Annotated in this window: 24 protein-coding genes and 1 pseudogene; 18 read left to right on the forward strand and 7 right to left on the reverse strand. The window is 60.5% G+C overall.

The genetic code is table 11. From position 1 onward, the window contains the following. Positions 1-61 precede the first annotated feature (61 nt). The 4 genes and pseudogenes from N4R57_19615 to N4R57_19630 all read left to right on the forward strand — a co-directional run bounded on the left by N4R57_19615 (position 62) and on the right by N4R57_19630 (position 3593). On the forward strand, positions 62-619 hold the full coding sequence (locus N4R57_19615) for a hypothetical protein (protein ID UYV37137.1): 558 nt from the start codon (positions 62-64) through the stop codon (positions 617-619). Between the two features lie 11 nt (positions 620-630). After that, positions 631-1461: pseudogene (locus N4R57_19620) on the forward strand (ABC transporter permease). A gap of 4 nt (positions 1462-1465) precedes the next feature. Further along, complete coding sequence (locus N4R57_19625; GenBank protein UYV37138.1) at positions 1466-2710, forward strand: ABC transporter permease; 1245 nt, start codon at positions 1466-1468, stop codon at positions 2708-2710. Positions 2711-2801: 91 nt separating this feature from the next. Continuing rightward, positions 2802-3593 (forward strand): SDR family oxidoreductase, encoded by a 792-nt coding sequence (locus N4R57_19630; GenBank protein UYV37139.1) that lies wholly within the window; start codon positions 2802-2804, stop codon positions 3591-3593. 198 nt (positions 3594-3791) lie between these two features. Here N4R57_19630 and N4R57_19635 read toward each other — a convergent pair whose 3' ends face one another. The 3 genes from N4R57_19635 to N4R57_19645 form a co-directional block, all read right to left on the reverse strand. Next, positions 3792-5360 (reverse strand): alkaline phosphatase, encoded by a 1569-nt coding sequence (locus tag N4R57_19635; protein UYV37140.1) that lies wholly within the window; start codon positions 5358-5360, stop codon positions 3792-3794. 116 nt (positions 5361-5476) lie between these two features. Further along, positions 5477-5683: a hypothetical protein gene (locus tag N4R57_19640; protein ID UYV37141.1), complete on the reverse strand. Its 207-nt coding sequence runs from the start codon at positions 5681-5683 to the stop codon at positions 5477-5479. 73 nt (positions 5684-5756) lie between these two features. Next, positions 5757-6623: a branched-chain amino acid aminotransferase gene (locus N4R57_19645; GenBank protein ID UYV37142.1), complete on the reverse strand. Its 867-nt coding sequence runs from the start codon at positions 6621-6623 to the stop codon at positions 5757-5759. 170 nt (positions 6624-6793) lie between these two features. Here N4R57_19645 and N4R57_19650 point away from each other — a divergent pair, with 170 nt between their 5' ends. The 7 genes from N4R57_19650 (at position 6794) to N4R57_19680 (ending at position 13760) form a co-directional block, all read left to right on the forward strand. Next, positions 6794-7291, forward strand: a complete 498-nt coding sequence (locus N4R57_19650; protein ID UYV37143.1) for a MarR family transcriptional regulator — start codon at positions 6794-6796, stop codon at positions 7289-7291. Beyond that, the gene (locus N4R57_19655) at positions 7288-7989 is read left to right on the forward strand and encodes a response regulator (GenBank protein ID UYV37144.1); all 702 of its coding nucleotides are present in this window, start codon (positions 7288-7290) and stop codon (positions 7987-7989) included. The genes N4R57_19650 and N4R57_19655 overlap by 4 nt, the downstream gene beginning before the upstream one ends. Before the next feature lie 235 nt (positions 7990-8224). After that, the gene (gene purH / locus N4R57_19660) at positions 8225-9814 is read left to right on the forward strand and encodes a bifunctional phosphoribosylaminoimidazolecarboxamide formyltransferase/IMP cyclohydrolase (protein UYV37145.1); all 1590 of its coding nucleotides are present in this window, start codon (positions 8225-8227) and stop codon (positions 9812-9814) included. 63 nt (positions 9815-9877) lie between these two features. Beyond that, positions 9878-10348, forward strand: a complete 471-nt coding sequence (gene lspA, locus N4R57_19665) for a signal peptidase II (protein UYV37146.1) — start codon at positions 9878-9880, stop codon at positions 10346-10348. Positions 10349-10400: 52 nt separating this feature from the next. Beyond that, entirely contained in the window at positions 10401-10925 is a 525-nt protein-coding gene (locus tag N4R57_19670) for a DUF3035 domain-containing protein (GenBank protein ID UYV37147.1), read from the forward strand. Positions 10926-11076: 151 nt separating this feature from the next. Continuing rightward, positions 11077-12417 (forward strand): insulinase family protein, encoded by a 1341-nt coding sequence (locus N4R57_19675; GenBank protein ID UYV37148.1) that lies wholly within the window; start codon positions 11077-11079, stop codon positions 12415-12417. Further along, on the forward strand, positions 12414-13760 hold the full coding sequence (locus N4R57_19680; protein ID UYV37149.1) for an insulinase family protein: 1347 nt from the start codon (positions 12414-12416) through the stop codon (positions 13758-13760). Before N4R57_19675 ends, N4R57_19680 begins: the two co-directional genes overlap by 4 nt. Positions 13761-13840: 80 nt before the next feature. Here the strand turns inward: N4R57_19680 and N4R57_19685 are convergent, their stop codons facing one another. Together N4R57_19685 and deoC are read right to left on the reverse strand one after the other, a co-directional pair. After that, positions 13841-16186 (reverse strand): aldehyde dehydrogenase family protein, encoded by a 2346-nt coding sequence (locus N4R57_19685; protein ID UYV37150.1) that lies wholly within the window; start codon positions 16184-16186, stop codon positions 13841-13843. A gap of 5 nt (positions 16187-16191) precedes the next feature. Continuing rightward, on the reverse strand, positions 16192-17181 hold the full coding sequence (gene deoC / locus N4R57_19690) for a deoxyribose-phosphate aldolase (protein UYV37151.1): 990 nt from the start codon (positions 17179-17181) through the stop codon (positions 16192-16194). A 166-nt stretch (positions 17182-17347) separates the two neighbouring features. Between deoC and N4R57_19695 the strand changes: the two genes are divergently transcribed. The 7 genes from N4R57_19695 (at position 17348) to N4R57_19725 (ending at position 24462) form a co-directional block, all read left to right on the forward strand. Next, complete coding sequence (locus N4R57_19695; GenBank protein UYV37152.1) at positions 17348-18835, forward strand: DUF4173 domain-containing protein; 1488 nt, start codon at positions 17348-17350, stop codon at positions 18833-18835. Then, positions 18820-19506 carry a response regulator transcription factor gene (locus N4R57_19700; protein ID UYV37153.1) on the forward strand — a complete coding sequence of 229 codons (687 nt, stop codon included), beginning with the start codon at positions 18820-18822 and terminating at the stop codon, positions 19504-19506. The genes N4R57_19695 and N4R57_19700 overlap by 16 nt, the downstream gene beginning before the upstream one ends. Further along, the gene (locus N4R57_19705; protein UYV37154.1) at positions 19491-20474 is read left to right on the forward strand and encodes a HAMP domain-containing histidine kinase; all 984 of its coding nucleotides are present in this window, start codon (positions 19491-19493) and stop codon (positions 20472-20474) included. The genes N4R57_19700 and N4R57_19705 overlap by 16 nt, the downstream gene beginning before the upstream one ends. A gap of 98 nt (positions 20475-20572) precedes the next feature. Further along, the gene (locus N4R57_19710) at positions 20573-21538 is read left to right on the forward strand and encodes a zinc ABC transporter substrate-binding protein (protein UYV37155.1); all 966 of its coding nucleotides are present in this window, start codon (positions 20573-20575) and stop codon (positions 21536-21538) included. A gap of 12 nt (positions 21539-21550) precedes the next feature. After that, positions 21551-22348, forward strand: a complete 798-nt coding sequence (locus N4R57_19715) for a metal ABC transporter ATP-binding protein (GenBank protein UYV37156.1) — start codon at positions 21551-21553, stop codon at positions 22346-22348. Between the two features lie 6 nt (positions 22349-22354). Next, positions 22355-23536, forward strand: coding sequence for a metal ABC transporter permease (locus N4R57_19720; GenBank protein ID UYV37157.1), 1182 nt, complete (start codon positions 22355-22357; stop codon positions 23534-23536). Beyond that, complete coding sequence (locus tag N4R57_19725; protein ID UYV37158.1) at positions 23533-24462, forward strand: metal ABC transporter permease; 930 nt, start codon at positions 23533-23535, stop codon at positions 24460-24462. Before N4R57_19720 ends, N4R57_19725 begins: the two co-directional genes overlap by 4 nt. Before the next feature lies 1 nt (position 24463). Here the strand turns inward: N4R57_19725 and N4R57_19730 are convergent, their stop codons facing one another. After that, complete coding sequence (locus tag N4R57_19730) at positions 24464-24991, reverse strand: 2-dehydro-3-deoxygalactonokinase (GenBank protein UYV37159.1); 528 nt, start codon at positions 24989-24991, stop codon at positions 24464-24466. Positions 24992-25008: 17 nt separating this feature from the next. Then, on the reverse strand, positions 25009-25932 hold the full coding sequence (locus tag N4R57_19735) for a DMT family transporter (protein UYV37160.1): 924 nt from the start codon (positions 25930-25932) through the stop codon (positions 25009-25011). Positions 25933-26036 lie beyond the last annotated feature (104 nt).

Genomic DNA, 26036 nt, shown 5'->3' on the forward strand with positions numbered 1-26036 from the left:
GGGAAGAGGGCCTGTGTCCTCTTCCCACCTTGCAAAGACCAAACCCAAGGCGTTGCCAAACATGAGTGATACATCCGGCCCCATCATTGCCGCCGACGGAACCCCGCTTAAGAAAAAGCTGGCTCAGACCTTGTTTCGCTCTCGTGTGCGCGCCTTTGGTTTGGTTTTTCCCCTTCTTGCCTTCATCTTGATCGCCTTCATCGTTCCGATCATCAGCCTTTTGACCCAGGCCGTATATGACGGCGAATATGCCGATGCGATGCCGCTGACATCGCAAGCGGTCAGCACGTGGGATGGCACTTCGGAACCGACCGAGGAGATGTACAAGGCCGCGGTTCAGGACATTCTTGTTGCAATGTCGATCGAACGGCCGTTGCCGACCAAGGCTGCGGCTCGGTTGAACCGCGAGGTGTCGGGCGCGACCTCGATGACCAAGCGGCTGATCCGGGCGATTGGCAAATTCGAGCTGACCTATGACGGCAAGGAACAGCGCGTTTCTTCGATCGTCCGTGAGTTGGAAAAAGAGGACGAAAACGACAACCCGATCCTCTCGCCCGCGGAGCGCGGAAGATCGGTGAGGCGCTCGCTGCACAAGCCGTTGCGAAATATGCGCCGATGAAACCGCTGGCCGTGAAGGCCGACAAGAAATGGGGCGACATCGAGTATTGGCGGGGCATGAAGGTGGCTGCCAAGAAGCTGACCCCCTCGTTTGTCGCTACGGCGCTGGATTACAACTATCTCTATGATGGCAGCTTTGAGAAGGCCGACGAAAACCGTCGCATCCACATCACGCTGTTCCTGCGCACCTTCGAGATCAGCCTTGTCGTGACGATTGCAACGCTGCTGCTTGGCTATCCGGTTGCGTTCCTGCTCTCGACCTTGTCGGTGCGGACATCGAACCTGTTGCTCATACTCGTGCTGCTGCCGTTCTGGACATCGCTTTTGGTGCGGACGACCGCTTGGATCGCGATGTTGCAAGGCGAAGGTGTGATGAACGATCTCTTTGTTGTGTTCGGCCTTGCCACCGATGATGACCGTTTCTCGCTTATCTACAACAAGACCGGCACGCTTATCGCGATGACGCATATCCTGTTGCCGTTCATGATCCTGCCGCTCTATTCGGTGATGAAAACCATCCCGCCCACCTATGTTCGCGCTGCGCGCTCGATGGGGGCGACGCCTTGGACCGCGTTCTGGCGGGTGTATTTCCCACAGTCTGTGCCGGGTATCGGCGCGGGTGCGCTGCTCGTCTTTATTCTGGCGATTGGGTATTACATCACGCCGGCCCTTGTTGGCGGGCAGGATGGGCAGATGATCTCGAATATCATCGACGACCATATGCGGCGATCTCTTAACGATAACCTCGCGGCGGCGATCTCGCTTGTTTTGCTGGTCATCGTTCTCTTCTTCTTCTGGCTCTATGACCGATTCATCGGCATCGACAACATGAAACTCGGGTGAATACATGAGCACCGGCGAATACAGATATATCCCTCCGAAACCTCCCGTTTGGTTCAACTTCGCGTGGCTGGCCGGGTTCGGAGCCATTATCGGATTGTTAACGGCACAGGGGGATTTTTCGCGCTTTTTGCCCTATTTGCTGGCGGGAGCGGCCATTTTTGGAATTGTGGCGCTTGTTGCGCCCGCAGTGACCAAGAACAGCCTGCTTGCCGGGATATGCACCGCAGCGGTGTTTTTCGCGCTTGGCTGGGGCGTCTTTGCGTTCTCCTACGGGGTGTTGATGGCTGTTGTCGGGTTTTTCATGGGTCGAATGGCACTATGGCTGGCCAGCGGTAACTATCGGCTTAATCAGCCGCCCTATTCCACCAGCGGCGAGGTGCTTTGGTTCTATTCCTTCCGAACGATTTGCGGGATTATCTTTCTGTTTCTGATCACGCCGATCATCATTCTGATCCCCCTGTCGTTCAACCAAGAGCCCTATTTCAGCTTTACGCCGGGGATGCTTGCGCTCGACAGCGAGGCTTATAGCCTGCGGTGGTATTGGGATATTCTCAAGAACGGCATGGCCGCGCCCAACGCGACCGAGGGCTGGTGGGCTGACATGTGGAACAATGCCCAATGGGTGCGGTCGATCAAGAACAGCTTCTACTACGGGATCGCCTCGACCTTGCTGGCGACAACGCTTGGGACGCTGGCGGCGATCGGGCTTAGCCGGTCGGAAATGCCGTGGCGCCGGACGGTCATGGCTGTGTTGATTTCGCCGATGATCGTGCCGCTGGTGATCACCGCGTCGGGCCTGTTCTATTTCTTCTCTGGTGTCGGGCTGGCCAAGACGGACCTCGGAATTATCTTTTCACACGCGGCACTTGGCACGCCTTTCGTAATTATCACCGTGACTGCGACGCTGGTTGGCTTCGATCAGAGCCTGATCCGGGCGGCGGCGAATATGGGCGCCGGGCCGCTCAAGACTTTCTTCAAGGTGCAGATGCCGCTGATCCTTCCTGGTGTGATCTCTGGCGGGCTGTTTGCCTTTATCACCTCGTTCGATGAGGTGGTTGTCATGTTGCAGATGTCAGACGTGAAACAGCGCACGATCCCGCGGCAGATGTTCTCGGGTATCCGCGAACAGATCAGCCCGACGATCCTGGCTGTGGCGACGATTTTGGTCATTATTTCCATAGGCTTGCTGACGGCTGTCGAGCTGCTGCGTCGCCGGTCCGAACGGATGCGGGGCATTAGCCCGAGCTAGGGACGTAGCGGAACGCTTGAACGCTTTGAACGCTTCGCCTTTGATCACAGGGCGGAGCGTTTTGCGTTGCGGATCAGGGAGGAGAGAACTCATGGAAATTGAAGGTAAAATTGCCGTTGTCACCGGTGCGGCGCAGGGCATCGGGCGCGCGCTTTGTGAGGCGCTGCATGCGGCGGGGGCCAAGCACGTTGTGGCGGTGGACCTGAAGCGCGAAGGTGTTGAAGAGACAGCAAAAATCACCGGCGGGACGGCGATGGAATGCGACGTGTCGGACCAAGCCCAGATTGAGGCGATGATCGACCGGATTGAAGCCGAGATCGGGCCGATCGACCTGTTTTGCTCGAACGCCGGCATCCTGACCGGGTTGGATAAATCGTTTGAAAACATTGCCTTTGCCAGCACTGACGACTGGAACCGGGCGTGGGCTGTGAATGTGATGGCGCATGTCCATGCGGCGCGGCATCTGGTGCCGAAAATGGTGGCGCGCGGGGGTGGGTATTTCATGCACACGGCAAGCGCGGCAGGGCTGTTAAATCAAGTAGGATCAGCGGTTTACGGGGTGACCAAGCATGCCGCCGTCGGCTTTGCCGAGGCGTTGGCCTTTGGCCATAAGGACGACAACATCCGTGTCACGGTGCTTTGCCCGCAAGGGGTGGATACGGAGATGGTGCGCGGCAGCGGTGAGAACCCGGCCACGGCGGATGGAATCCTGTCTACTCAAGAGGTTGCGGAGAAAACGCTGCAAGCGATCCGGGACGAGAAGTTCCTTGTTCTGCCGCATGAATTGGTCGGAAAATACATGCACAACAAGGTCAATGATTACGACCGCTGGATCGGCGGAATGGCCAAGTTGCAGGCCGTCTATAAGAACGCCAACGGGTAAAGGTTAACGCCGCAAAATCGGGCCAAAGCCGGGGGGTGACTCCCGGCTGACTTTCGGCTGCAATGCGTATGACATCGTGTTCTTGAATATGTTTACGCGAAATTAAGTTAATCGACCGCACGGCGCCCCCCTGCCCCGCACGAGATCATTGGAAACCGGCCCCGGAAAGACTCCGGGGCCGGTTTGTTTGTGCGTCCTTTAGAGCGACAGCCCTTGGGGGTCGAGCGTGACCGAGTAAAGCTCGGTATCGGCGCGGTCCATCAGGCGGACTTTCATCTGCTGGGTGTTGGCGTCGATGTCGACGAGGCCGAAGAATTGCAGCCCGGCGGAGGGCGGCAGGTTGACCTCTCCCTTGGCCGGAGCTTTGACGTATTTCAGCTCAGGTCCGAAGGTTGCGTCGAGCGCGTTGGGGCCGAAGGTGCCGGCGTGGAGCGGGCCGGAGACGAACTCCCAAAACGGGTCGAAGTCCTGAAACGCGGCCTTGTCCGGGTTGTAGTAATGCGCGGCGGTGTAGTGGACATCGGCGGTGAACCAGACCGTGTTCTTGATCCCCGCCGTTTTGATGAAGCGCAGAAGGTCGGAGAATTCAAGCTCGCGGCCCTTGGGTGCGCCGCCATCACCATTGGCGACGGCTTCGACGCGCTTGGCCTCTTTGTGATAGTCCCAGACGACGAGGCCGATGGGCATGTCACAGGCGATCACCTTCCATGTGGCGCGCGAATTGGTCAGCTCGCGCTTGAGCCATGCGAGTTGCTCGGCCCCCAGAACGCGGCTCTCGGGCGTCATCTCTTCCTGCATACCGTCGCTGTTGGCACCGCGATAGGAGCGCAGGTCGAGGAAGAACACATCGAGCATCGGGCCGTAGTTGATCTTGCGATAGACGCGGCCCGGTTCGGCGGGCGCATAGGAAATCGGCGTCATCTCGTGAAAGGCGCGACCGGCGCGGGCGGCCAGAAGCGGCACCGATTTCTCGCTATAGCGGTCATCTTCGGTGAGATCCTTGGAGCCGGACCAGTTGTTAACGACCTCGTGGTCATCCCATTGGTAGAAGGTCGGACAGATGGCGTTCATCGCCTGCACGTGGTCGTCCATCATGTTGTATTTCCACTGGCCGCGGAATTCGGCGAGCGTTTCGGCGACCTTGGTTTTCTCGGGGATGAGGACCGTGTTTTTCCAAGTGCTGCCGTCTTTGAGGTCGACCTCATCCTTGATCGGGCCATCGGCATAGATGGTATCGCCGGAATGGATGAAGAAATCGGGCGTGTGTTTGGCCATGGTCGAATAGGTCGCCATGCCGGTATCGTCGATGCCCCAGCCCTGACCGGCGGTGTCGCCGGACCACGCAAAGCGGATGTCGCGCCGCGCGCTGGGCGCGGTGCGGAAGCGGCCGATGACCGGGTCGGACATGGCGTTGCTGTCGCTGAGGCCCTGCGCGGTGAAGCGGTAGAAGATGTCCTGATCCGCGGGCAGGCCCGAGACCATGCGTTTGACCGCAAAATCGCTTTGGGGGAGCGCATCAAGCGGGGGGAGCTTGGTCGCGTCCTTGAAGCTTTCGGTGGTGGAGACTTCCATCATCACCTTGGCGGGGCGGTCTGTGCGGGTCCAGATCATGCCGGAGTCTATGCCGACATCGCCCGATTGCACGCCATGGGTAAAGGCGGGGCGGGCCGAGGCACGAGACAGGCTTGGCATGGCGAGGGTTGTTGCGGCAAACGCTGTGCCGGAGGCGAGAAAACCGCGACGCGAGGTCTTGGGCAGCTTGAGCATGGGGTCAATCCTTTGCTGATCCACTGGGATGATTTGCAAGGATTGGTTTAAGGCGCCTTCTGTGACGCCCAGATGTTGGCTTGGTAAAGGTTTGTGAACAGTTTTGTTAAGGGCGGTTATTCACCGATTTCCGACACCAGAACCAGCGGTGGCGCAATGGTTGCGAGGGTCAGATCCGGGCTGGCGGGATCGCGGGCGGCCACGAAATAGCCGAGCCCAGCGCAGATAGCCCCCACCGCCACCGACCGCATCAGCGGGGCGCGGGCGTTTGACGGTGCCGCAGCAATGCGCGGCGTTACACATTCGTCGCCAATGCAGTGCATCAGGACCCTCCGAACCAATTAACTGGCCCGGAAGGTAGCCCTTAATCCTGACGAAACCGTGCCGAAGACAAGGTTACGTGCGGACAAGTTTATCATAACCTTCCGCGATTTCGCGGGTCAGTGCGCCGACTTCGAAGTTCCAATCGCCAATTTCACCCACGGGGGTGACTTCGGCGGCGGAGCCGGTGAGCCAGCATTGTTCCATGCCTGCGAGTTCGCCCGGTTCGATGTGTCGTTCATGCACTTTGATCTGACGATCGTTGAGCATGCCGATCACCGTCTGGCGGGTGAGGCCGTTGAGGATGGAGTCGGGCAGCGGGGTGTGGACCTCGCCGTCTTTGACGAAGAAGATGTTCGCGCCTGTCGCCTCGGCCACGTAGCCGCGATAATCGAGGAACATGGCGTCGGAACAGCCTTTGGCCTCGGCTGCGTGTTTCGACATGGTGCAGATCATATAGAGGCCCGCCGCCTTGGCGTGAACCGGGATGGTTTCGGGGCTGGGGCGTTTCCATTTGGCGACGTCAAGCTTGGCGCCTTTGAATTTCGCATCGCCATAGTAATTGCCCCATTCCCACGCGGCGACGGCCATGCGCACCGGGTTGCGCGCCGAGCTGACGCCCATGTCTTCGCCCGCGCCGCGCCATGCCACCGCACGCACGTAGGCGTTGGTCAGGCCGTTGGCCTTGAGCACCGCTTGTTTGGCGGTTTCGATTTCATCGACCGAATAGGGGATCGGCATGTCGATGAGGTTGCCGGAGTTCAGGAGCCGCTCGGAGTGTTTCCGGCTGAGGAAGATATTGCCGTCATAGCACCGCTCGCCTTCGAACACAGAGGAGGCATAATGCATGGCGTGGGATAGAATATGGACGTTGGCCGAGCGCCAATCCACCAGCTTGCCATCCATCCAGATCATTCCGTCGCGATCACTATAGCCCGTCATGTTCTCTCTCCTTCACGGGTTAATTTTTGCATTTGTTGCGCGTTTTCCGTCCGGTTCGGACATATAATTACGCAAAAGCTGCGATTCGCTAACAGTTGCGTCTTGGAATGTCAACAAAGCTGACTTATTGTGACGTCAGAAAAGGCGATTTGTGAACGCGGGGGAGAGGCATGAGCGAGAGCATCAGCGGCGAAAATCTGTTGTTCCTGACCGATGAGCAATTGCGGCAGGGGATTGAGGCGATGTTCTTTGCCTATCGCGGTTTTACCGCCGATCCCGACCGGATATTGGCGGGGATGGCCTATGGCCGGGCGCATCACCGGGCGGTGCATTTCATTGCGCGCGCGCCGGGTACAACCGTGAACAACCTTCTGGAAATTCTGGGCGTGACGAAACAATCGCTTAACCGTGTGTTGCGCACTTTGGTGGAAGATGGCCTTGTGGAGAGCAAGGTTGGCACAGCGGACCGGAGGGAGAGGCATTTGTTCCTGACAGAGGCGGGTGAAGCGCTTGAGCGCAGATTGTCGGACGCACAGCGGGCGCGGATGCGCACGGCGTTCCGCAACGCAGGACCAGAGGCCGTGGCCGGGTTTCGCACCGTATTGGAAGCCATGATGGATCCGGAGATGCGCCGCAAATACGCCGCTTTAAAGGAGCGCAGCATATGAGCGATTTTGAACCGCATCTTTTGATCGTTGATGATGACGAGCGCATCCGGCTGTTGTTGCAAAAGTTTCTCAAGCGGAACGGGTTCCTTGTGACGGGCGCGCGGGATGCGGCCCATGCGCGGCGGATTTTGAGCGGGCTTGATTTCGATCTGATCGTGATGGACGTGATGATGCCGGGTGAGGACGGGATCAGCCTGACCCGTGCGTTGCGCGAAACGATGGCGACGCCGATCCTGTTGCTGACGGCCAAGGGCGAGACGGAGGACCGGATCACCGGGTTGGAAGCGGGGGCGGATGATTACCTTGCCAAGCCGTTCGAGCCCAAGGAGCTTTTGCTCAGGATCAACGCGATCCTGCGGCGGATGCCGGAGGCGCAGGCCGAGACGCTGAAGCCCAAGGTGCTGCATTTGGGCGCGATCCGGTATGATATTGAACGCGGCGAGATGTGGCGCGGGGATGAGCTTGTGCGGCTGACGGCGACCGAAGGGCAGTTGATGCGGATTTTCGCAGACACGCCGGGGGAAGCGGTGAGCCGGGCGAAGCTGGTTGAAGACCTAGGGCGCGATGGCGGACAGGCGCAGGAGCGCGCGGTGGATGTGCAGATCACCCGGCTGCGGCGCAAGATCGAGTCCGACCCGAAACAGCCAAGATACCTTCAGACGGTGCGCGGCGCGGGGTATATGCTGGCGCCGGATTGAGGCGGCAAGATATTTCATTGCGCAATTTTTAAGAGATGTTCCGCCCGGCGCTTGCGCCGGGCAGCGCCAACCCGCCCCCCCTGGGGCGGCGCTGCCCTAAGTGCCAAGCTCAATGGCCCTCCCTGCACAAAAACCACCCTTTTCCCCCATCTGCGGCAACTCGGCGGTTCAATCTCCGCAAAAGATGGCGTATGCGACCCCCAAATGCTGCCTTTAAGCCTTTCGGAGACACCAGATGAGTGATCAAACCCCCATCCGCCGCGCCCTTTTGTCTGTTTCGGACAAGACCGGGCTTGTTGATCTGGGCCGTGCCCTCTCTGATCGGGGTGTTGAGCTTCTCTCGACCGGCGGCACCGCCAAGGCGCTTCGCGAGGCGGGGCTGGACGTGATGGACGTGGCCGAGGTGACGGGCTTTCCCGAGATGATGGACGGGCGGGTCAAGACGCTGCACCCGATGGTGCATGGTGGATTGCTCGCGCTGCGTGACAATGACGCGCATGCCTCGGCGATGGAGACCCATGGGATCAAAGCGATCGACCTGTTGGTCGTCAATCTTTATCCGTTCGAGGAAACCGTGGCCAAGGGCGCGGAGTGGGACGATTGCATTGAAAACATCGACATTGGCGGCCCGGCGATGATCCGTGCGGCGGCCAAGAACCACGCCTTTGTTAACGTGGTGGTGGATGTCGAGGATTACGCCGCTTTGTTGGCGGAGATGGACGCGCATAGCGGCGCGACCTCGGCCGGGTTCCGGCGCACTCTGGCGCAGCGCGCCTATGCCCGCACCGGTGCCTATGACGCGGCTGTCAGCACATGGATGGCGGATGCGATCGCAGAACCGACCCCGCGCCGCCGTGCCTTTGCCGGGACGCTGGCGCAGAGCCTGCGCTATGGCGAGAACCCGCATCAGGCGGCGAGTTTTTACACCGATGGCAGCAACCGCCCCGGCGTGGCCAGCGCGACCCAGCATCAGGGTAAAGAGCTGAGCTATAACAACATCAACGACACGGATGCCGCGTTCGAGCTGGTGAGTGAATTCGGTGCAGACGGCGGTGCGGCCTGTGCCATCATCAAACACGCCAACCCCTGTGGTGTGGCGCGCGGTGCAAGCCTGAAAGAGGCCTATGCGAAGGCGTTTGATTGCGACCGGACCAGTGCATTTGGGGGAATCGTTGCGCTCAACCAGCCCTTGGATGGGGAAACTGCCGAAGAAATCGCACAAATTTTTACCGAGGTCGTGATTGCCCCCGACGCCAGCGCAGAGGCGCGTGAGGTGTTCGCGACCAAGAAGAACCTGCGGCTTTTGACCACCGGCGGCATGGCCGATCCGATGGCGGCGGGGCTGACCTATCGTCAGGTTTCGGGCGGGTTTCTGGTGCAAGGCAAAGACAACGGGCATATCACATTGGATGATCTGAAGGTGGTGACGAAACGCGCGCCAAGCGAGCAGGAGCTGGCCGATTTGCTGTTTGCGTGGAAAGTCGCCAAACATGTGAAATCAAACGCGATTGTTTACGTCAAAGACCTTGCAACCGTAGGTGTAGGCGCCGGTCAGATGAGCCGGGTCGACAGTGCCAATATCGCCGCGATCAAAGCCGCCCGCATGGGTGAGGTATTGGGTCTGGCCGAGAGCCCGGCCAAGGGATCGGTCGTGGCATCGGACGCGTTTTTCCCATTTGCCGACGGGTTGATGGAAGCCGCCGCAGCGGGCGCGAGCGCCGTCATTCAGCCCGGCGGCTCGATGCGCGACGATGAAGTAATCGCCGCCGCGGACGAGGCCGGGTTGGCTATGGTCTTGACCGGGATGCGACATTTCCGGCACTAAGGGTTAGAGGCAAATCGCATCGAGGCCGGACAAACCGACCCGATCGAGGCAGGAGAAGCAGTAATGCGCGCGGTATTCTGGGTAGGGTTTTGGACCTTCCTGGCCGATCAGGCCAGCAAATACCTTGTGGTGCATTGGATGAACCTGCGCGAATTGGGCGAGATCATCGTGATCCCCGGCATGTTCAACCTGCGTATGGCATGGAATTACGGCGTGAACTTTGGGCTGTTCGCCGAGGATAACAACCTGACCCGGTGGGTTCTGGTGGTTGTTGCCCTGATTATTGCGGGGGCCGTGGTGTGGTGGACCCATCACGAGGAGAACGGCCCCGCCGCCCATATCTCGGCCGGGTTGTTGGTTGGTGGAGCGCTGGGAAATGTGGTGGACCGGCTGCTTTACGGCGCGGTTGCGGATTTTCTGAACGTGACGTGTTGCGGGTTTCAGAACCCCTATTCGTTCAACCTTGCCGATATTGCCGTGTTCGCCGGGGCACTTGGAATGGTGGTTTTTTCAGGGACGAAAAAGCCCGCGTGACGTTTGACCGGCAATGGGGTAAAACCCAGCCCAAATGGTGGTGGAGTTGACCATGCACAAGCGGATTATGATCCTGATACTGGTGGCGAGCGGCCTTGCGGGCTGTGCGGGGTATGAGCGCGACATCACGCTGCGCGATGTTCGCCCATCGGGGAACGGGCCGGACGAGTTTTTGATCCTGCCCGGCAAGCCGTTGCAGCAACCGGCGAATTTCACCGAATTGCCCACGCCGACACCGGGCTCTGCGAACCTGACCGATCAGAACCCGAAGGCTGATGGTGTTGCAGCGCTTGGCGGGAACCCGGCGCAGCTTCAGCCCGGTGGCATTCCGGGATCGGATTCGGCGCTTGTGCGGCAGGCGGGGCGGCATGGGGTCGACCCAACCATTCGCGAAACTTTGGCCAAGCAGGACGAAGATTTCCGCCGCCGCAAGTCACGCTTTACCAAGCTGCGCATCGCGCGGCAGGATCTGTATAACAAGGTCTACAAGCGCGAGACGTTGAACGCGCGGGGCGAAATGAACCGGTATCGCCGCTCGACCGGGGTGCGCACGCCCACAGCTCCGCCTGCGAATTGAGTCGCTTCTGCGGGTCGCTGCGGTCTTGGCGGCGCGAGGATTTCCAAATGCCGGACGCTCACGTCTGCGTCACTCTCGGTGTGCGGCCCTTGAAGCCGGCACACATGCCCCTATTGTTTTAAGCAATGACCAAACTATGAGGATTTGCCCCATGATGAAGCCGCTTCTTGCTTGGTTCTCCGCTTTGCTTGTCCTGTCCCTGCCCGCATCGGCGGATGATCAGGTTCGCAGCTTCACCCTTGATAACGGCATGGAGGTTGTGGTCATCGAAGACCATCGCGCCCCTGTGGTGGTGCAGATGGTGTGGTATCGCGCCGGATCAGCGGATGAGACGCCGGGCGTGTCCGGGGTGGCGCATTTTCTGGAGCATCTGCTGTTCAAGGCGACTGATACGCTTAAATCCGGTGAATTGTCGGCCACTGTGGCGCGCAATGGCGGGCGCGATAACGCCTTTACCAGCTTTGACTACACCGCCTATTTCCAACGTGTCGCCGCCGACCGGCTTGAGCTTATGATGAAGATGGAAAGCGACCGGATGGTGAATATCCGCCTGACCGAGTCCGATATCATCACCGAACGTGCCGTGATTATCGAAGAGCGCAACCAGCGCACCGAGAACAGCCCGAACGCGTTGTTCCGCGAGCAAAAGCGTGCGGCGCAATATCTGAACCATCGCTATGGCGTGCCGGTGATTGGCTGGCGTCATGAGATGGAGAAGCTCGACCTTGATGCGGCGATGGATTTCTACAAGCGCTATTATGCGCCCAACAATGCGGTTTTGGTTGTGGCAGGCGATGTGAAGCCCGACGAGGTGCTTGCGCTGGCCAAGAAATATTATGGCGTTCTGCCGCCCAACCCCGATCTTAAGCCGCGGGTGCGCCCGTCAGAGCCGCCGCAGACGTCGGAGCGGCGGATGACGTTTCATGATCCGCGCGTGGCGCAGCCCTATGTCAGCCGCACGTACATCGCGCCCGAGCGCGATAGCGGCGCGCAGGAGAAGGCCGCCGCGCTTGTCATGCTGAGCGAGCTTTTGGGAGGCGGGACGACATCTTGGCTGTCCGAAAAGCTTCAGTTCGAGACGCAGAAGGCGGTCTATACCGGTGCCTATTATGACGGGTCGTCGTTGGATGATACGACGTTCAGCCTGATCGTGGTGCCGTCGGACGGGGTGACGCTTCAGCAGGCCGAAGATGCGATGGACGCCGCGATTGCCGAGTTTCTGGCAAAGGGCGTGGACAAAGAGGCGCTGGCGCGGATCAAGATGCAGCTTAAGGCCTCGCAGATTTATTCGCGCGACAGTGTTGAGCGGCTTGCCAATCGCTATGGCGAGGCGTTGACCACCGGGTTGACCATCAAGGATGTGCAGGACTGGCCCGAGATCCTTCAGGCGGTCACCGAGGATGACATCCTTGCCGTTGCGCGAGAGGTTTTGGTACGCGAGCGTTCGGTCACCGGCTGGTTGATGGGCGCGAAGAAGGAGATCACCCAATGAGCATTCGCCCGTTGATGAACCCGTTGAGCCTGTCGTTGAAACAGATCGGGGCCGCGCTTTTTGCAGCTCTGGTCATTGCGCTGCCGGTGCGGGCCGATGTGCAGATCAAAGAGATGACCTCTCCCGCGGGGATCGACGCGTGGCTGGTCGAGGAGCATCAGATTCCGTTTACCGCGCTTGAGTTGCGGTTCAAGGGTGGTGCGTCGCTGGATGCGCCGGGCAAGCGCGGGGCGATCAACCTTATGACCGCTTTGTTGGAAGAGGGGGCGGGCGACATGGATGCACGCACCTTTGCCCGCGCGAGCGAGAGCCTTGCTGCGTCGTTCAGCTTTCGGGTCAGCGACGATATGGTTTCGGTTTCGGCCAAGTTTTTGACCGCGAACCGGGACGAGGCGATTGCCCTGTTGAAACAGGCGCTGGTGGCGCCACGGTTTGACGCCGACGCCATCGAGCGGGTGCGCGCACAGGTGTTGTCGAACCTGCGCTCGGACGAGAAAGACCCCAACACAATCGCGCGTCGGGCGTTTGATGCGCAGGTGTTTGGCGACCACCCCTATGGGTCGTCGCGCGATGGCACCGTTGCGAGCGTGTCGGCGCTCAGCCGTGAGGATATGATTGCGGCGCATCGGGCGGTTTTCGCCCGTGACCGGCTGTTTGTGAGCGCGGTTGGCGATATCACCGCCGACGAGCTTGGGCAGGTGATCGACACGTTGTTGGGCGAGTTGCCGGCTGATGGTCCGGCGCTTCCCAAAGAGGCTGATCCGCAGTTTGCCGGGGGCATCAAGGTGATTGATTTCAACACACCGCAATCGGTTGTGGTGTTCGGCCAGCCGGGAATGTCGATTGATCATCCCGATTTCTTTGCCGCTTACCTTGTTGATATCATTCTGGGAGGTGGCGGGTTTGAATCCCGTCTGATGACCGAAGTGCGCGAGAAACGCGGGCTGACCTATGGGGTCTATTCCTATTTGGTCGACAAGGAATATGCCGACATCTGGATGGGGTCGGTTGCATCGGCCAACGACCGCGTTGCCGAGGCGATCAAGGTGATCCGAGATGAGTGGAAGAAAGCCCACGAGCAAGGTGTCACCGCCGAGGAGCTTGAGGATGCCAAGACCTATCTTACGGGCTCCTATCCGCTGCGGTTTGATGGCAATGGGCCGATAGCGAACATCATGGTTAATATGCAGCTGTCGGGGATGCCGGCGAGCTATATCACCACGCGCAACGAGCGGGTGAATGCGGTGACCTTGGAACAGGCGAACCGGGTTTCGAAAGAACTGCTTGATCCGGCGCGGTTGAGTTTTGTCGTGGTGGGACAGCCACAAGGCCTATCAAACTGAGCCTGTCGAACTGAGTCTGTCGAGCTAAGCCTAGCGAACTGATAACCCGGCCCCGGGTGTGATCCCGGGGCTTTTGGCGCCTATTCGCCGTAGGGTATCCAGATATTCTTGACCTCGGTCGCGGCGTTCAGGAAGGCGCGCCCCTGCCCTTCGTCCCCGGACCAGTCGCGGGTTTTGGCGTTGTTCACCCATGTCCGCTTGAGATTTGCGGCGCTTTCACGCTCGATCAGCTGGGAAAGTTCGCTGGAAGAGAACGACCAGACCGCATCGACATCCATGTGACCGGCCATCGTCGGGGCCAGCTCTGCATGGGTGCCGGTCAGGATGTTGACCACGCCGCCGGGAACGTCAGACGTGTCGAGCACCTGATAGAAATCGGTGGCGGAGAGCGGGTAAGGTTCGCTTGCAACAAGCACCACGCGGTTGCCCATGGCGATGGCCGGAGCCATGGCCGACACAAGGCCGAGCAAAGGGGCTTCGTCGGCACAAAACGCGCCGATCACGCCGAGAGGTTCGCGCATCGCCAGAGCCACGCCGCGGATCGGCACGCCATGGGCCTGCCCATCAAATTTGTCGGCCCAAGCGGCATAGGTGAAGAGGCGTTTGACGCTGGCTTCGACCTCTTTCGCACCTTGGCGGCCGCCCTTCATGGCGTCGATACGGGCGGCGAATTCCTTGGCGCGGGCATCGAGGTTTTCGGCGATGTAATAGAGGATCTGGGCGCGCAGGTGGCCGGTGGTTTTGCTCCAGCCAGAGGCGTTGCGGGCGGCCTCGACCGCGTTGCGGACGTCTTTGCGGTTGGCGATGGGCGCCTGACCCAGCAGCTTGCCGTTTTTGCCCCAGACATTGGCAGAATAGCCGCCATCGGGGCGCGATTGCTTGCCACCGACATACAGCTTGGCCGTGCGGTCGACGCCGTCAATTTCGCCATCTTTGGCTGGATTAGGCTCGATTTTGGCCAATGTTTTGGTGCGGCGTTTGGGGCGGGTATAAGCTTGGAGACCTTCCCAGCCGCCTTCGCGACCAAAGCCGCTTTCGCGCACACCGCCAAAGCCGGCGGCGGCGTCAAACAGGTTGGTCGCATTGATCCAGACCACACCAGCGGCAAGTTTCGGCGCGATGTCGAGGGCGAGGTTCACGTTCTCGCTCCAGAGGCTGGCGGCGAGACCGTAGCGGGTGTTGTTGGCCATCGCGACCGCCTCGTCCGGGGTGCGGAAGGTGGCGGCGACAAGAACGGGGCCGAATATTTCTTCCTGCATCAGGCGATGCGCGGGAGAGAGGCCGGTGATCAGGGTCGGAGGATAAAAGCAACCTTCGACCGGCTCGGCCATGGGGGTTGAGAATTTCTCGCCCTCGTCACAGGCGTTAACCATGTCGGTGATGGTTTTAAGCTGTGCAGGGTCGATCACAGCCCCCACATCAATGCATTTGTCGAGCGGGTTGCCGATGCGCAGCTTGGTCATACGCTCGCGCAATTTGGCATAGAAGCTGTCGGCGATGCTCTCTTGCACCAAGAGGCGGGAGCCGGCGCAGCAGACCTGCCCCTGATTGAACCAGATCGCATCGACCAGCCCTTCGATCGCGCTATCTATGTCGGCATCATCGAACACGATGTAGGGCGATTTGCCGCCCAGTTCGAGGGTGAGCGCCTTGCCACTGCCAGCCGTAGCGGTGCGGATGCGGCGGCCGACGTCGGTGCTGCCGGTGAAGGCGATTTTGTCGATGTCGTCGTGGTCGACGATCATTTCGCCGGTCGCGCCATCGCCGGTGACGATGTTGACCACGCCCTTGGGCAGGCCGATCTGACGGCAGATATCGGCAAAGAGCAGCGCCGTGAGGGAGGTGTATTCGGCGGGTTTGAGCACCACGGTGTTGCCCATAGCGAGCGCCGGAGCGACCTTCCACGCGAGCATCAGCAGGGGGAAGTTCCACGGGATGATCTGACCACAGACGCCGAGCGGTTCGGCATCGGGGAGTTCGCTCTCCATCAGTTGGGCCATGCCGGCGTGATAATAGAAATGACGCTGCACCAGAGGCACGTCGATATCGCGGCTTTCGCGGATAGGTTTGCCGTTATCAAGCGTTTCTAACACGGCGAAAAGGCGGCTGTGTTTCTGCAAGGCGCGGGCCAGCGCATAGAGGTGTTTGGCACGGCCATGGCCACCGAGGCGCGCCCATTTGGGCTGGGCCTTGCGGGCGGCGGCGACGGCGGCATCAACATCCGCTTGGGTGCCTTGGGTCAGGGTTGCGAGCGTTTCGCCGTTGGCGGGGTTTTTCGAAAGAAACCCGGCGCTCGGATCGGTGAAGGCACCGTCAATGAAATGGCCGAACTTGTCGCCTTGATCGACCAGCCAAGCGAAGGCTTCGGCGGCGCCTTCGGGGGCGGGGCCATAGTCCATGGTTTCGAAGATCTCTTTAACGGTCATGCCCATCACCCCATTGCGTGCCGATATGAGGCCGAATAGCGGCCTGTTACGTGATGTTCCAACTGGCGCTCGATATCGCCCAGAAGCGAGGACGCGCCAAAGCGGAACAAATGCGGGTCAAGCCACGCATCGCCCAGCTCTTCCTTGATCAGGGCGAGGTAGGTGAGCGCGTCCTTGGCCTTGGAGATGCCACCGGCCGGTTTATAGCCGACTTTCACGCCTGTTCGGCTGTAATAGTCTCGAATCGCGCGGATCATGACGAGGCTGACCGGCAGGGTCGCGTTGACGCTTTCCTTGCCTGTCGAGGTCTTGATGAAGTCGGCCCCCGCCATCATGCAGACCAGAGACGCACGGGCGACATTGCGCAGGGTTCCCAGCTCGCCCGTGGCGAGGATCGCTTTGACATGCGCCTCGCCGCAGGCCTCGCGGAAGCTGCGCATTTCGTCATAGAGCGCCTGCCAGTTGCCTTGGAGGACGTGGCGGCGGGAGATTACGATGTCGATCTCGCGCGCGCCGGCTTTGACGCTTTCTTCGATTTCGGCCACGCGGAGGTGGAACGGAGAGAGGCCCGCCGGAAAGCCGGTGGAGACCGCAGCGACCGGAATGCCGGTGCCGTCAAGCGCGCCCACCGCGGGGGCAATCATGTCGTGATAGACACAGACCGCGCCAACGGTCAGCCCTTGCATGCCCAGCGCATCGAGCAGTTCGGCGCGCACCGGTTGTTTCGCCTTGGCGCAGAGCCGCGCCACGCGTCCCGCCGTATCATCGCCCGCGAGCGTGGTGAGGTCGATGCAGCTTATCGCCTTGCACAGCCACGCCGCCTGATAGTCTTTTTTGACACTGCGCCGACCGGGGAGCGTGCTGGCACGGCGTTCGATCGCGGATGTGTTCGCCTGTACCCGACGGACCCAGCCGAGATCGAGCGGGAGCCCGTCGTTACGCTGTTCCATCGCCTGCGGCAGCAGCCGCTCGCGGTCTTTCACCTCGCCTGGCATCTTTTCCTCCTGAGCTTGGGGTAAGCGTGTCACGGGGCATCGGCGGACGCAAGCCATGGCGCGGGCGGGTCTGCACGAAAACTGCGCAAATGCCCCGGTGGTTCTGCACATTGCGGCGCTAGGGTTGGAGGCATCAAAACCATAGAAATGGGACAGGCAGATGAAGATGTTTTTGCTCCGCGGCGTGCCGCAATCGGTTCAAACAGATGGCTGGTGGTTGAGCAGCGCCCCGCCATCGCCGCCGCGCCCGCCAATCGGCGCGAAGGATGGCCCCAAAAGCACCGATTCATGGGCACTGCGCGCCGGAGCGCTGGTGGGGCTTTTGGCCTTGGCGGATGGATTGATCTGGCAAGTGGTGCCGGGGGTGTCGTTGGCGGTGTTTGGCTTGGCCGTGTTGGGGATCGGCTGGATCTGTGCCGGGTTCAGAGGCGGCAAGGGCGTGATTTTGGCGGCGCTTTTGTTTCTGCCGGTGTTGGAGCGGGCTCAGGCGCTGTCGCTTGGGTTTTGGGTGCTTGGTCTTGTGCTTGGCGCCGGGTGGATCGCGTTGGCGCGGTTTCCGGGGTTGAGCGGCGCGCTTAGGTTTTTGCTGCACGCGCCCGAAACCGTAAGCGAAGGGTTGAGCGCCATGTACCGGCGCGGCGCGGGCAGTTGGCGCGGGGGTCTGCATGCGGGCGTGTTGGGATGGCTTTTGCCGCTTGGACTTGGGGCGTTGTTTCTGGTGCTTTTGAGCAATGCGAACCCTTTGCTTTACAGGTGGCTTAGCGGGGCGCTCTGGGTTGATGGGCCGGGGATTGCGCCCGACCGTGTGATGTTCTGGGCGCTTATGGCATTGCTGCTTTGGCCGTTTGTGTCGCTGGGGCGGATGAGGCAGCGGCTTGATCTTGGCTTTGCGCCACCTAGAGCGCGGAGGGTGCCGCGTGTTTTCAACGAAGGGTCGGTGCGCCGCTCGTTGGTGATGTTCAACGTGGTGTTTGCGGTGCAGAGTTTGACCGATCTTGCAATTCTGTCGGGCGGTGCGACCCTGCCTGCGGGGATGAGCTATGCCGAGTATGCGCATCGGGGGGCCTATCCGCTTTTGGTGACGGCGCTTTTGGCGGGGGCTTTTGCGCTTGTGGCGCGCCCGTTCACGACCCAGAGCCGGGTGCTTCGCCTCGCGCTTTTGGGCTGGTTGGGGCAGACCTTTTTTCTAGTGATTTCGTCACTGTTCCGGCTTGAAAGCTATGTTTTTGCTTATGGGCTGACGCATCTTCGGCTTGCGGCGCTGGTTTGGATGGGGCTGGTAGCGGTGGGGGTTTTGCTGGTGATGTGGCAGGTGCTGCGGCATCACGGTGCGCTTTGGATGCTTAAACGCTGTGGTCTGCTTGGGATTGGGACGCTTTATCTGTGCAGTTTCCTGTCGTTTGCGGATGTGATTGCGCGGTTCAACCTGTCGCATGATGTTCCGGTTGATGCGCGGTATCTGTGCCAGCTTGACCGCGCGGCGGTGCCGGCCATTCGCGATTTTGAGCTGCGAAGCGGGCGCACGCTTTGTGGAGGTGGGCCTTTGGAATGGTCTGCTGACTGGCGAGAATGGGGCTTTCGCGATTGGCGGACTGCGCGTAGCCTCGCTGCACTTGAAACTGCGGGAGCCGTTCGCGCATGGCCGACATTCTGATCATCGACGATGACCCGCAGATTAGAGAGGTCTTGCGGATCGCGCTTAAACAAGCCGGGTTTGCCACACGCGAGGCCGGAGACGGGGCGGAGGGGCTTGCCAAAGCGCTTAACGGGCGGGACGATCTGATCATCCTTGATATTGGGATGCCGTCGATGGACGGGTTCGAGCTTTGCCGCAAGCTTCGCCACGAGAAAGAGACGCCGGTGCTGTTTTTGACGGCGCGCGATGATGAGATTGACCGGGTTCTGGGGCTTGAGCTTGGCGGGGATGATTATGTCACCAAGCCGTTTTCAGCGCGTGAATTGGTGGCGCGGGTGCGCAGTATCCTGAAACGCTCGCAAGGTGTTGGTGGTGCCAATGGCAGCCTGCGCAGAGGCGTGTTGGAGATTGATCCGGCGCGGCATTTGTGCCGCGTTGGCGGGGTTGATCAGGCTCTAACACAGCGGGAAATGTCGATTTTGGCCTGTCTTATGGCGCGGCCAGAGAATGTGTTTTCCAAGGCGCAGCTTTCGGATGCGGTTTATGGGCCGAGCATTCATGTGTCTGAGCGCACGCTGGACAGCCACCTGCGCAACCTTCGCGGCAAGCTTAAAGGGGCGGGTGTGGTGGATGCGATCGAAACGGTGCATGGGGTCGGGATCAGGATGGGGCCATGTCTGAGCGGGTAAGGGCAGAGCAGATGCGGGCCGAGAGGATACGGCAAAAGTGGCGCCCGCCCTTGGCGTTGGTGATTGGCGGCACATTGGCGAGCGTGCTGGTGCTGCCGCTGATTGGGATCGGGTACTTCAAGCTGGCCGGGAATATCCTCGGGTGGCTTGAGACCGCGCAATTGTTCGGGGTGATGGCGTTTGTCGCGACAGTGATCCTTGGGTTTTTGCTGTGGCGGCTTGTTTTGCGGCCGGTTTATGCGTTGACCGCCCACGCCAAGGCGGTGCGGGATGGGCGCAGCGATGCGCCGCTGCCGACCCATTTTGGCACGCCAGAGTTTTCGGCGCTTGGGCTGGCGGTGGATGAGATGGCAACCACGCTGCAAAATCGCGAGGCCGGGTTGCGGGCATTTGCCGATCATGTGGTGCATGAGATGAAGTCGCCGCTGACCAGTATCGCGGCGGCGGCGGAACTGCTTTCGGACGATGTGGCAGAGGAGGATCGTGCGGCGCTTTTGGCATCGATTCGCACGTCATCGGCGCGGATGGAGCAGCTTTTGAATGCGTTGCGCCGCTTGACCATTGCGCGCACCCCTCTTGGCGCGGGTCCAGCGGATTTGGAACGCTTGGCCGAGGATCTGAGAAAGCGGATATCGCTGGAGATACTGGTGACAGGGTCCGGGGCGATACCGCTTGATCATGATGGGGCGATGGCGGTGTTGGAGCAAATGGCGCAGAATAGCGCCGCGCATGGTGCTTCGACCCTAACATTGGGTTTTTCGGGCAAAACCTTGGACATTTGCGATGATGGGCCGGGCATTGCGGACGGAGACAAAAGCCGGATTTTTGACCCGTTCTTTACCACGCGGCGTGATGCAGGTGGCACGGGGATGGGCCTTGCGATTGCGCGCGCCATGCTTGAGTCGTCTGGTGCCAGTATTTGTTTGGTCGACAGCCCCCACGGAGCGCGATTTGAGATTACTTTTTAGGCGGTCACGGGCTCTTCTTGCGAATAATTCGCATTTTCATTGACTTCTTGCGAATGACTCGCATATTCAGTTGGTAACGCAATTGGAGATAATAGAAGATGACCCTGTCTCGTCGGTTTTTTCTGAGCATTACAACGGGCGCAGCGCTCGCCCCTCTGGCGACTGCTGCGCGGGCGGCTGGCCCTTTGAGCGCGGTTGCGACCACGGGGATGATCGCGGATGCCGCGATGCGCGTTGGTGGAGAGAATGTAACGGTGCAGGCGCTTATGGGGGCCGGTGTTGACCCGCATTCCTATCGCCAGACGCGCAGCGATATTGTGGCGCTTACGCGGGCCGATCTGATCCTGCGCCACGGGCTCTATCTTGAGGCGCAAATGGAGGATGTGTTCGAAAAGCTGGCCAAGCGCGGCACTCTGGCCGTTATCGGGGACGCCTTTGAGCGCGATCAACTGCTTGCGCATGCGGATTACGAGAACAAATTCGACCCGCATTTGTGGATGGTTCCGGGCCTGTGGCGCGTGGCGGTCGAAGCCGTGCGTGACGCGTTGATCGACGCGCGACCCGAAGCGAAAGCGAGCTTTACCGCCAATGCCGCGGCCTATCTGGATGAGATTGAGGCGCTGAGCGGTTATGCCACGACAGTGTTGGCGACTGTGCCGGAAGAAAGCCGGGTGCTTGTTACGGCGCATGACGCTTTTGGCTATTTCGGGCGGGCCTTTGGGTATGAGGTGATCGGCATTCAGGGCATTTCGACAGAGTCCGAAGCCGGGTTGAGCCGCATTGCCGAGCTGGTTGATTTGTTGGTTTCGCGCAAGATTAGTGCCGCATTTGTTGAAAGCTCTGTCTCGGATCGTAATATCCGCGCGTTGATCGAAGGGGCCGGTGCCAAGGGGCATAAGGTTGCCATCGGTGGCGAGCTGTTTTCGGACGCGATGGGACAGCCGGGGAGCTATGAGGGCACCTATATCGGCATGATTGATCATAACGTCACCACCATCGCCCGCGCGTTGGGTGGGGACACGCCGGAGCGGGGCATGAGTGGCCGCCTCGCCATGGCGAGCTAAAGGAATGAACGCATGAGTCTCTCCCTTGCTGCCAAAGACGGCGCCCCTCTTGCCGAGGAGCGTCTTGCAGATAGTCCGCTGGCCATTCGCGGGCTGACGGTGACCTATGGCGAGAAACCTGCGATTTTTTCGATTGATGCGACGTTCGCGCCGGGCAAGATGACCGCGATTATCGGCCCGAACGGGGCGGGTAAATCGACCCTGCTCAAGGCCGCGTTGGGCATTGTGAAGCCGATTTCGGGCAAGGTTAGTGTCTTTTCGCACCCGTTGAAGGGCGAGCTGGCGCGGATTGCATATGTTCCACAGCGCGCATCGGTTGATTGGGATTTTCCGACGCGGGTGATTGATGTGGTGCTGATGGGCTTGTCGCGTGAGTTGGGCCTGTTGGGGCGCACACGCAAGGCGCATTTCGACAAGGCGCGCGTCTGTTTGGAGCGGGTCGGAATGGAGGCCTTTGCCGACCGCCAGATTGGTCAGCTTTCGGGAGGGCAGCAGCAGCGGGTTTTCCTTGCTCGGGCATTGGCGCAGGGGGCGGAGGTCTATTTGCTGGACGAGCCGTTCGCAGGCGTTGATGCGGCGACCGAAAAGGCGATTATCGGCGTTCTGAAATCCCTGCGCGATGCGGGCAAAACCGTGATTGTGGTGCATCATGACCTATCCACGGTGACCGATTATTTCGACAACGTGTTTCTGATCAACACAACAGCGATTGCCGAAGGCACGGTCGAAGAGGCCTTTACCTCAGAAACGCTTCAGGCCGCTTATGGCGGGCGCCTTGCGACGGCCCAGATCGACCAGTTGGCGGTGTAGGCGCGCATGCTTGGACTTGGGTATAATGCTCTTTTGGTGGCGACCGGCGCGGCCCTTTTGGGGATCGCGGCGGGGGTGACGGGGACGTTTTTGTTCCTGCGCAAGCGGTCGCTCGTCAGCGACGCGATTTCACATGCGACCTTGCCCGGTGTCGCGCTCGGGTTTTTGGTGATGGTGGCCTTTGGTGGAGACGGGCGGGCGTTACCGGGGTTGCTGTTGGGTTCGGCCGTGACGGCATGGGCCGGGTTGCTGTGCGTAAGCTGGTTAACGCGGCGGACGCGGTTGGCCGAAGATGCAGCGATCGGCGCGGTGCTGTCGGTCTTCTTTGGCTTGGGAATTGTGCTGCTTACGGTGATTCAGTCTCTGAATGTGGGGCGGCAAGCGGGGCTTGAAAGCTTCCTTTTGGGATCGACCGCGGGGATGTTGTTTTCCGATGCGGTGGTGATTGCCGTGGGCGGTGCATTGACGTTGGCATTGGTGGTTCTGTTGCGCCGCCCGATGTTGATGGTGGCGTTTGATCCCGAATACGCCGCGGCATCAGGGCGCGATGTGCGGCGGATCGACCTTGCTATGATGGGGTTGGTCATGGCGGTGACGGTCGTGGGATTGAAGATCGTCGGGCTGATCCTGATTGTGGCGTTGTTGATCATTCCGCCGGTTGCGGCGCGGTTCTGGACCGACCGGGCGGATCGGGTTGTTTTGTTGGCCGGGTTGTTTGGCGGTGTGTCGGGATTTGCCGGCGCGGTCGTTTCGGCTTCGGCGCCGAACCTGCCGACAGGGCCGATCATTGTGCTGGCGTCATTTGTGTTTTTTGCTCTGTCGCTTTTTCTGTCACCCAAGCGCGGGGTTTTGGCGACCTATTTGAACCATCGGCATTATCAACGGCGCGTGCATATCCGGCAGGGTTTGTTGGCATTGGCGCAGGGGCAACCGATTTACGAGCGGCTGACCGTGCGATTGTTGCAAGGCGCGGGCTATGCGCGCCCTGACGGGGTGGCGACCGAAGCGGGCAAGGTGGCGGCGGCAAAATCGCTGCTGGACGAGCGGCGCTGGCAGTTGCTTAGAGCCGATGCGGATTTTGAGGCGACGGCGGCGCTTTATGACGGATTGCGCCCGTTAGAGACTGTTTTGACGCCTGATCAGATTGCAGAAATAGATCGTGGATTAGGCCCGGAGGCATCGGCATGAGCGGCGCAGAGTTTGTTCCCTTGTCGCTTCCTGCGATATTGATCGGCGTGTTGGCGGCGATTGCCTGTGCCTTGCCGGGCAATTTCCTTGTGCTGCGGCGGCAGGCGCTTATCGGCGATGCGATTTCGCATGTTGTGTTGCCCGGGATCGTGGTCGGCTTTTTGATTACCGGCACGGTGAGCACATGGCCGATGATGCTGGGCGCCGGGGGCGCGGCGGTTCTGGCTGTTGTTTTGATCGAGGGGATCCGGCGGTTGGGGCGGATCGAACCGGGGGCGGCGATGGGGGTCGTGTTTACCACCATGTTCGCGGCGGGCGTGCTGTTGTTGGAGCAATCGGACACGTCTTCGGTGCATCTTGATGTGCAGCACGCGCTTTATGGCAATCTGGAGAGCCTGATCTGGCTCGATGCCATTGGCTGGAGCTCGCTGTTTGATCCCGAGGCGCTTGCCGGTTTGCCGCCGGAGTTGATCCGCATGGCGTTTGTGGCGGCGGTGGTGTCCTTGGCGACATGGCTGTTCTGGCGGCCGCTGAAGCTGAGCACGTTTGACGAGGGGTTTGCGCGCACCATCGGGTTGCCGGTCACGGCGATTGGCATGGGGTTGGTGATTGTCGCCGCGATTGCCGCTGTGGCGTCGTTTGACGCGGTCGGCTCGATCATTGTGATCGCGATGTTCATTTGCCCACCGGCGGCGGCGCGGTTGATGACCAACCGGCTTGAGCATCAGGTCGCGTGGAGCGTTGTGTTTGCAAGCCTATCGGCGGTTTTGGGCTATGTTCTGGCCGGGTATGGGCCGCTGTGGCTTGGCTTTGCCAATTCGGTGAGCGCGGCGGGGATGATCGCGACTATTTCGGGGATCATCCTTGGGCTGGCGGCGTTTTTCGGCCCCTGCCGGGACCGCATCGGCGCGCCGGTCGAAGGGTGAGTTAGAGCGCCGCCTGCCCCGCTGCTTCGCTGGCGGCGCGATCGCCACGGGTGACGGGCACGCCTTGGGCTTCGAGAACCTGCGTATAGGCGTCAGCGATGCCCCCCTCGCCCAGAATAATCACCTGTTGGCCCAGCCAATAGGCGCGTGCGGCGGCCAGTTCGGCGCCGATGAGGTGACCAAGGATTTCGTCACTGTTCCCGCCCAACTCTGCCGAGTTTAGCTGCATTGCCAGCCGTTCGGGGCGCGCCATTGTGTCATGCAGAGCGGTCAGGTCCGCCGCCCTGCCCGCGCCCAGCGCGGTGGCCAGCCGCAGGGTGAGAAAAGATTGAAAGCTTATCACCTCTCCGGCGCTGAGGTGGACCCAGTGACCGGGATCGCCGGGAAGCAGGATCACCCCGTCCCAGTTGGGCTGAGCAACAGCCACCCCCGCCACCGCAAGGCGCGCCGCACCATCCAGCAAGCCGGGCGGCGAGAGTTGTTGCAACGGCCCGTGGCCGAGCGCCTTGGCGGGGGTGTGTTCTGTCATGTGCGACCCATCTTTCGTTAGCCTTGCGGCGTGACGTTCTTGCGCGAGCGGCCGCGTTCAAGGCCAAGCCAGCTTTCGCGCAGGATGATGATCAGACCGGCGGCGATGACCAGGCTGGCGCCCAGAAGCATGGTGACTGTCGGCGGTTCGGAGAAGATGAAATAGCCGATTGCCAGCGCCAAAAGCATGGCCGCATAGTCAAACGGGGCAACCACGCTGGCGTCAGCATAGCGATAGGCCGAGGTGAGGCAGATTTGTGCCAAGCCGCCGATCAGCCCGGCCAGCACCAGCAGCGAGGTTTCGTAAGGCGACGGCATGACCCAGCCAAACGGCAGGGTCAGCAGCGACAAGACCGTTGAGGTGATCGAGAAATAGAACACAATGGCCGAGGTCTGCTCGGTCGCGACCAGTTTGCGGATGTAGATTTGAGCCAGCGCGGCGAAGACTGCGCCCATCAGGACGATCACCGCGCCTGCCGCCTGTGCCGTTTCCACCACTTCGCCGGAAAAAGCGGTCATCCGCGGCGACAGGACGATCAGAACGCCGACGAGGCCCAGCGCCACCGCGCCAAGCCGGAAAATCCCGACCCGTTCGTTGAGGAACATCGCGGCAAAGATCACCACCATGATTGGCGTGGCAAACCCGATGGCCGTTACCTCGGGCAGAGGCAGAAGACCCAAGCCGGTGAACATCATGCCCATGGCCGCCGTGCCGACAAAGCCGCGCCAGAAATGGCCCATTTTCGATTCGACCTTGAGCCCGGTATCGAGGTCGCCGCGCAGCCAGAGCCATGCCACGATCACCCAGAGCGCAAAGAAAGAGCGGAAAAACACCGCCTCGCCCGGGGGGACGTGATCGGCGGAAACCTTGATCAGTGATGACATGATGACGAATAGCGTCACTGCCGCCAGTTTGAGGGCAATGCCTTTGATCGGATTCATGTCGCGCGGTCCTTTTCGTTACCTTAGGCCTATTGTCGTGCGAGGCGCGGGTCAATCTTTGCTTGAAAATATCCGCCATGCGCATGATGAAAGGCTATTGCCCG

The organism is Rhodobacteraceae bacterium D3-12 (genome assembly GCA_025916135.1).
Taxonomy (GTDB): Bacteria; Pseudomonadota; Alphaproteobacteria; order Rhodobacterales; family Rhodobacteraceae; genus JAKGBX01.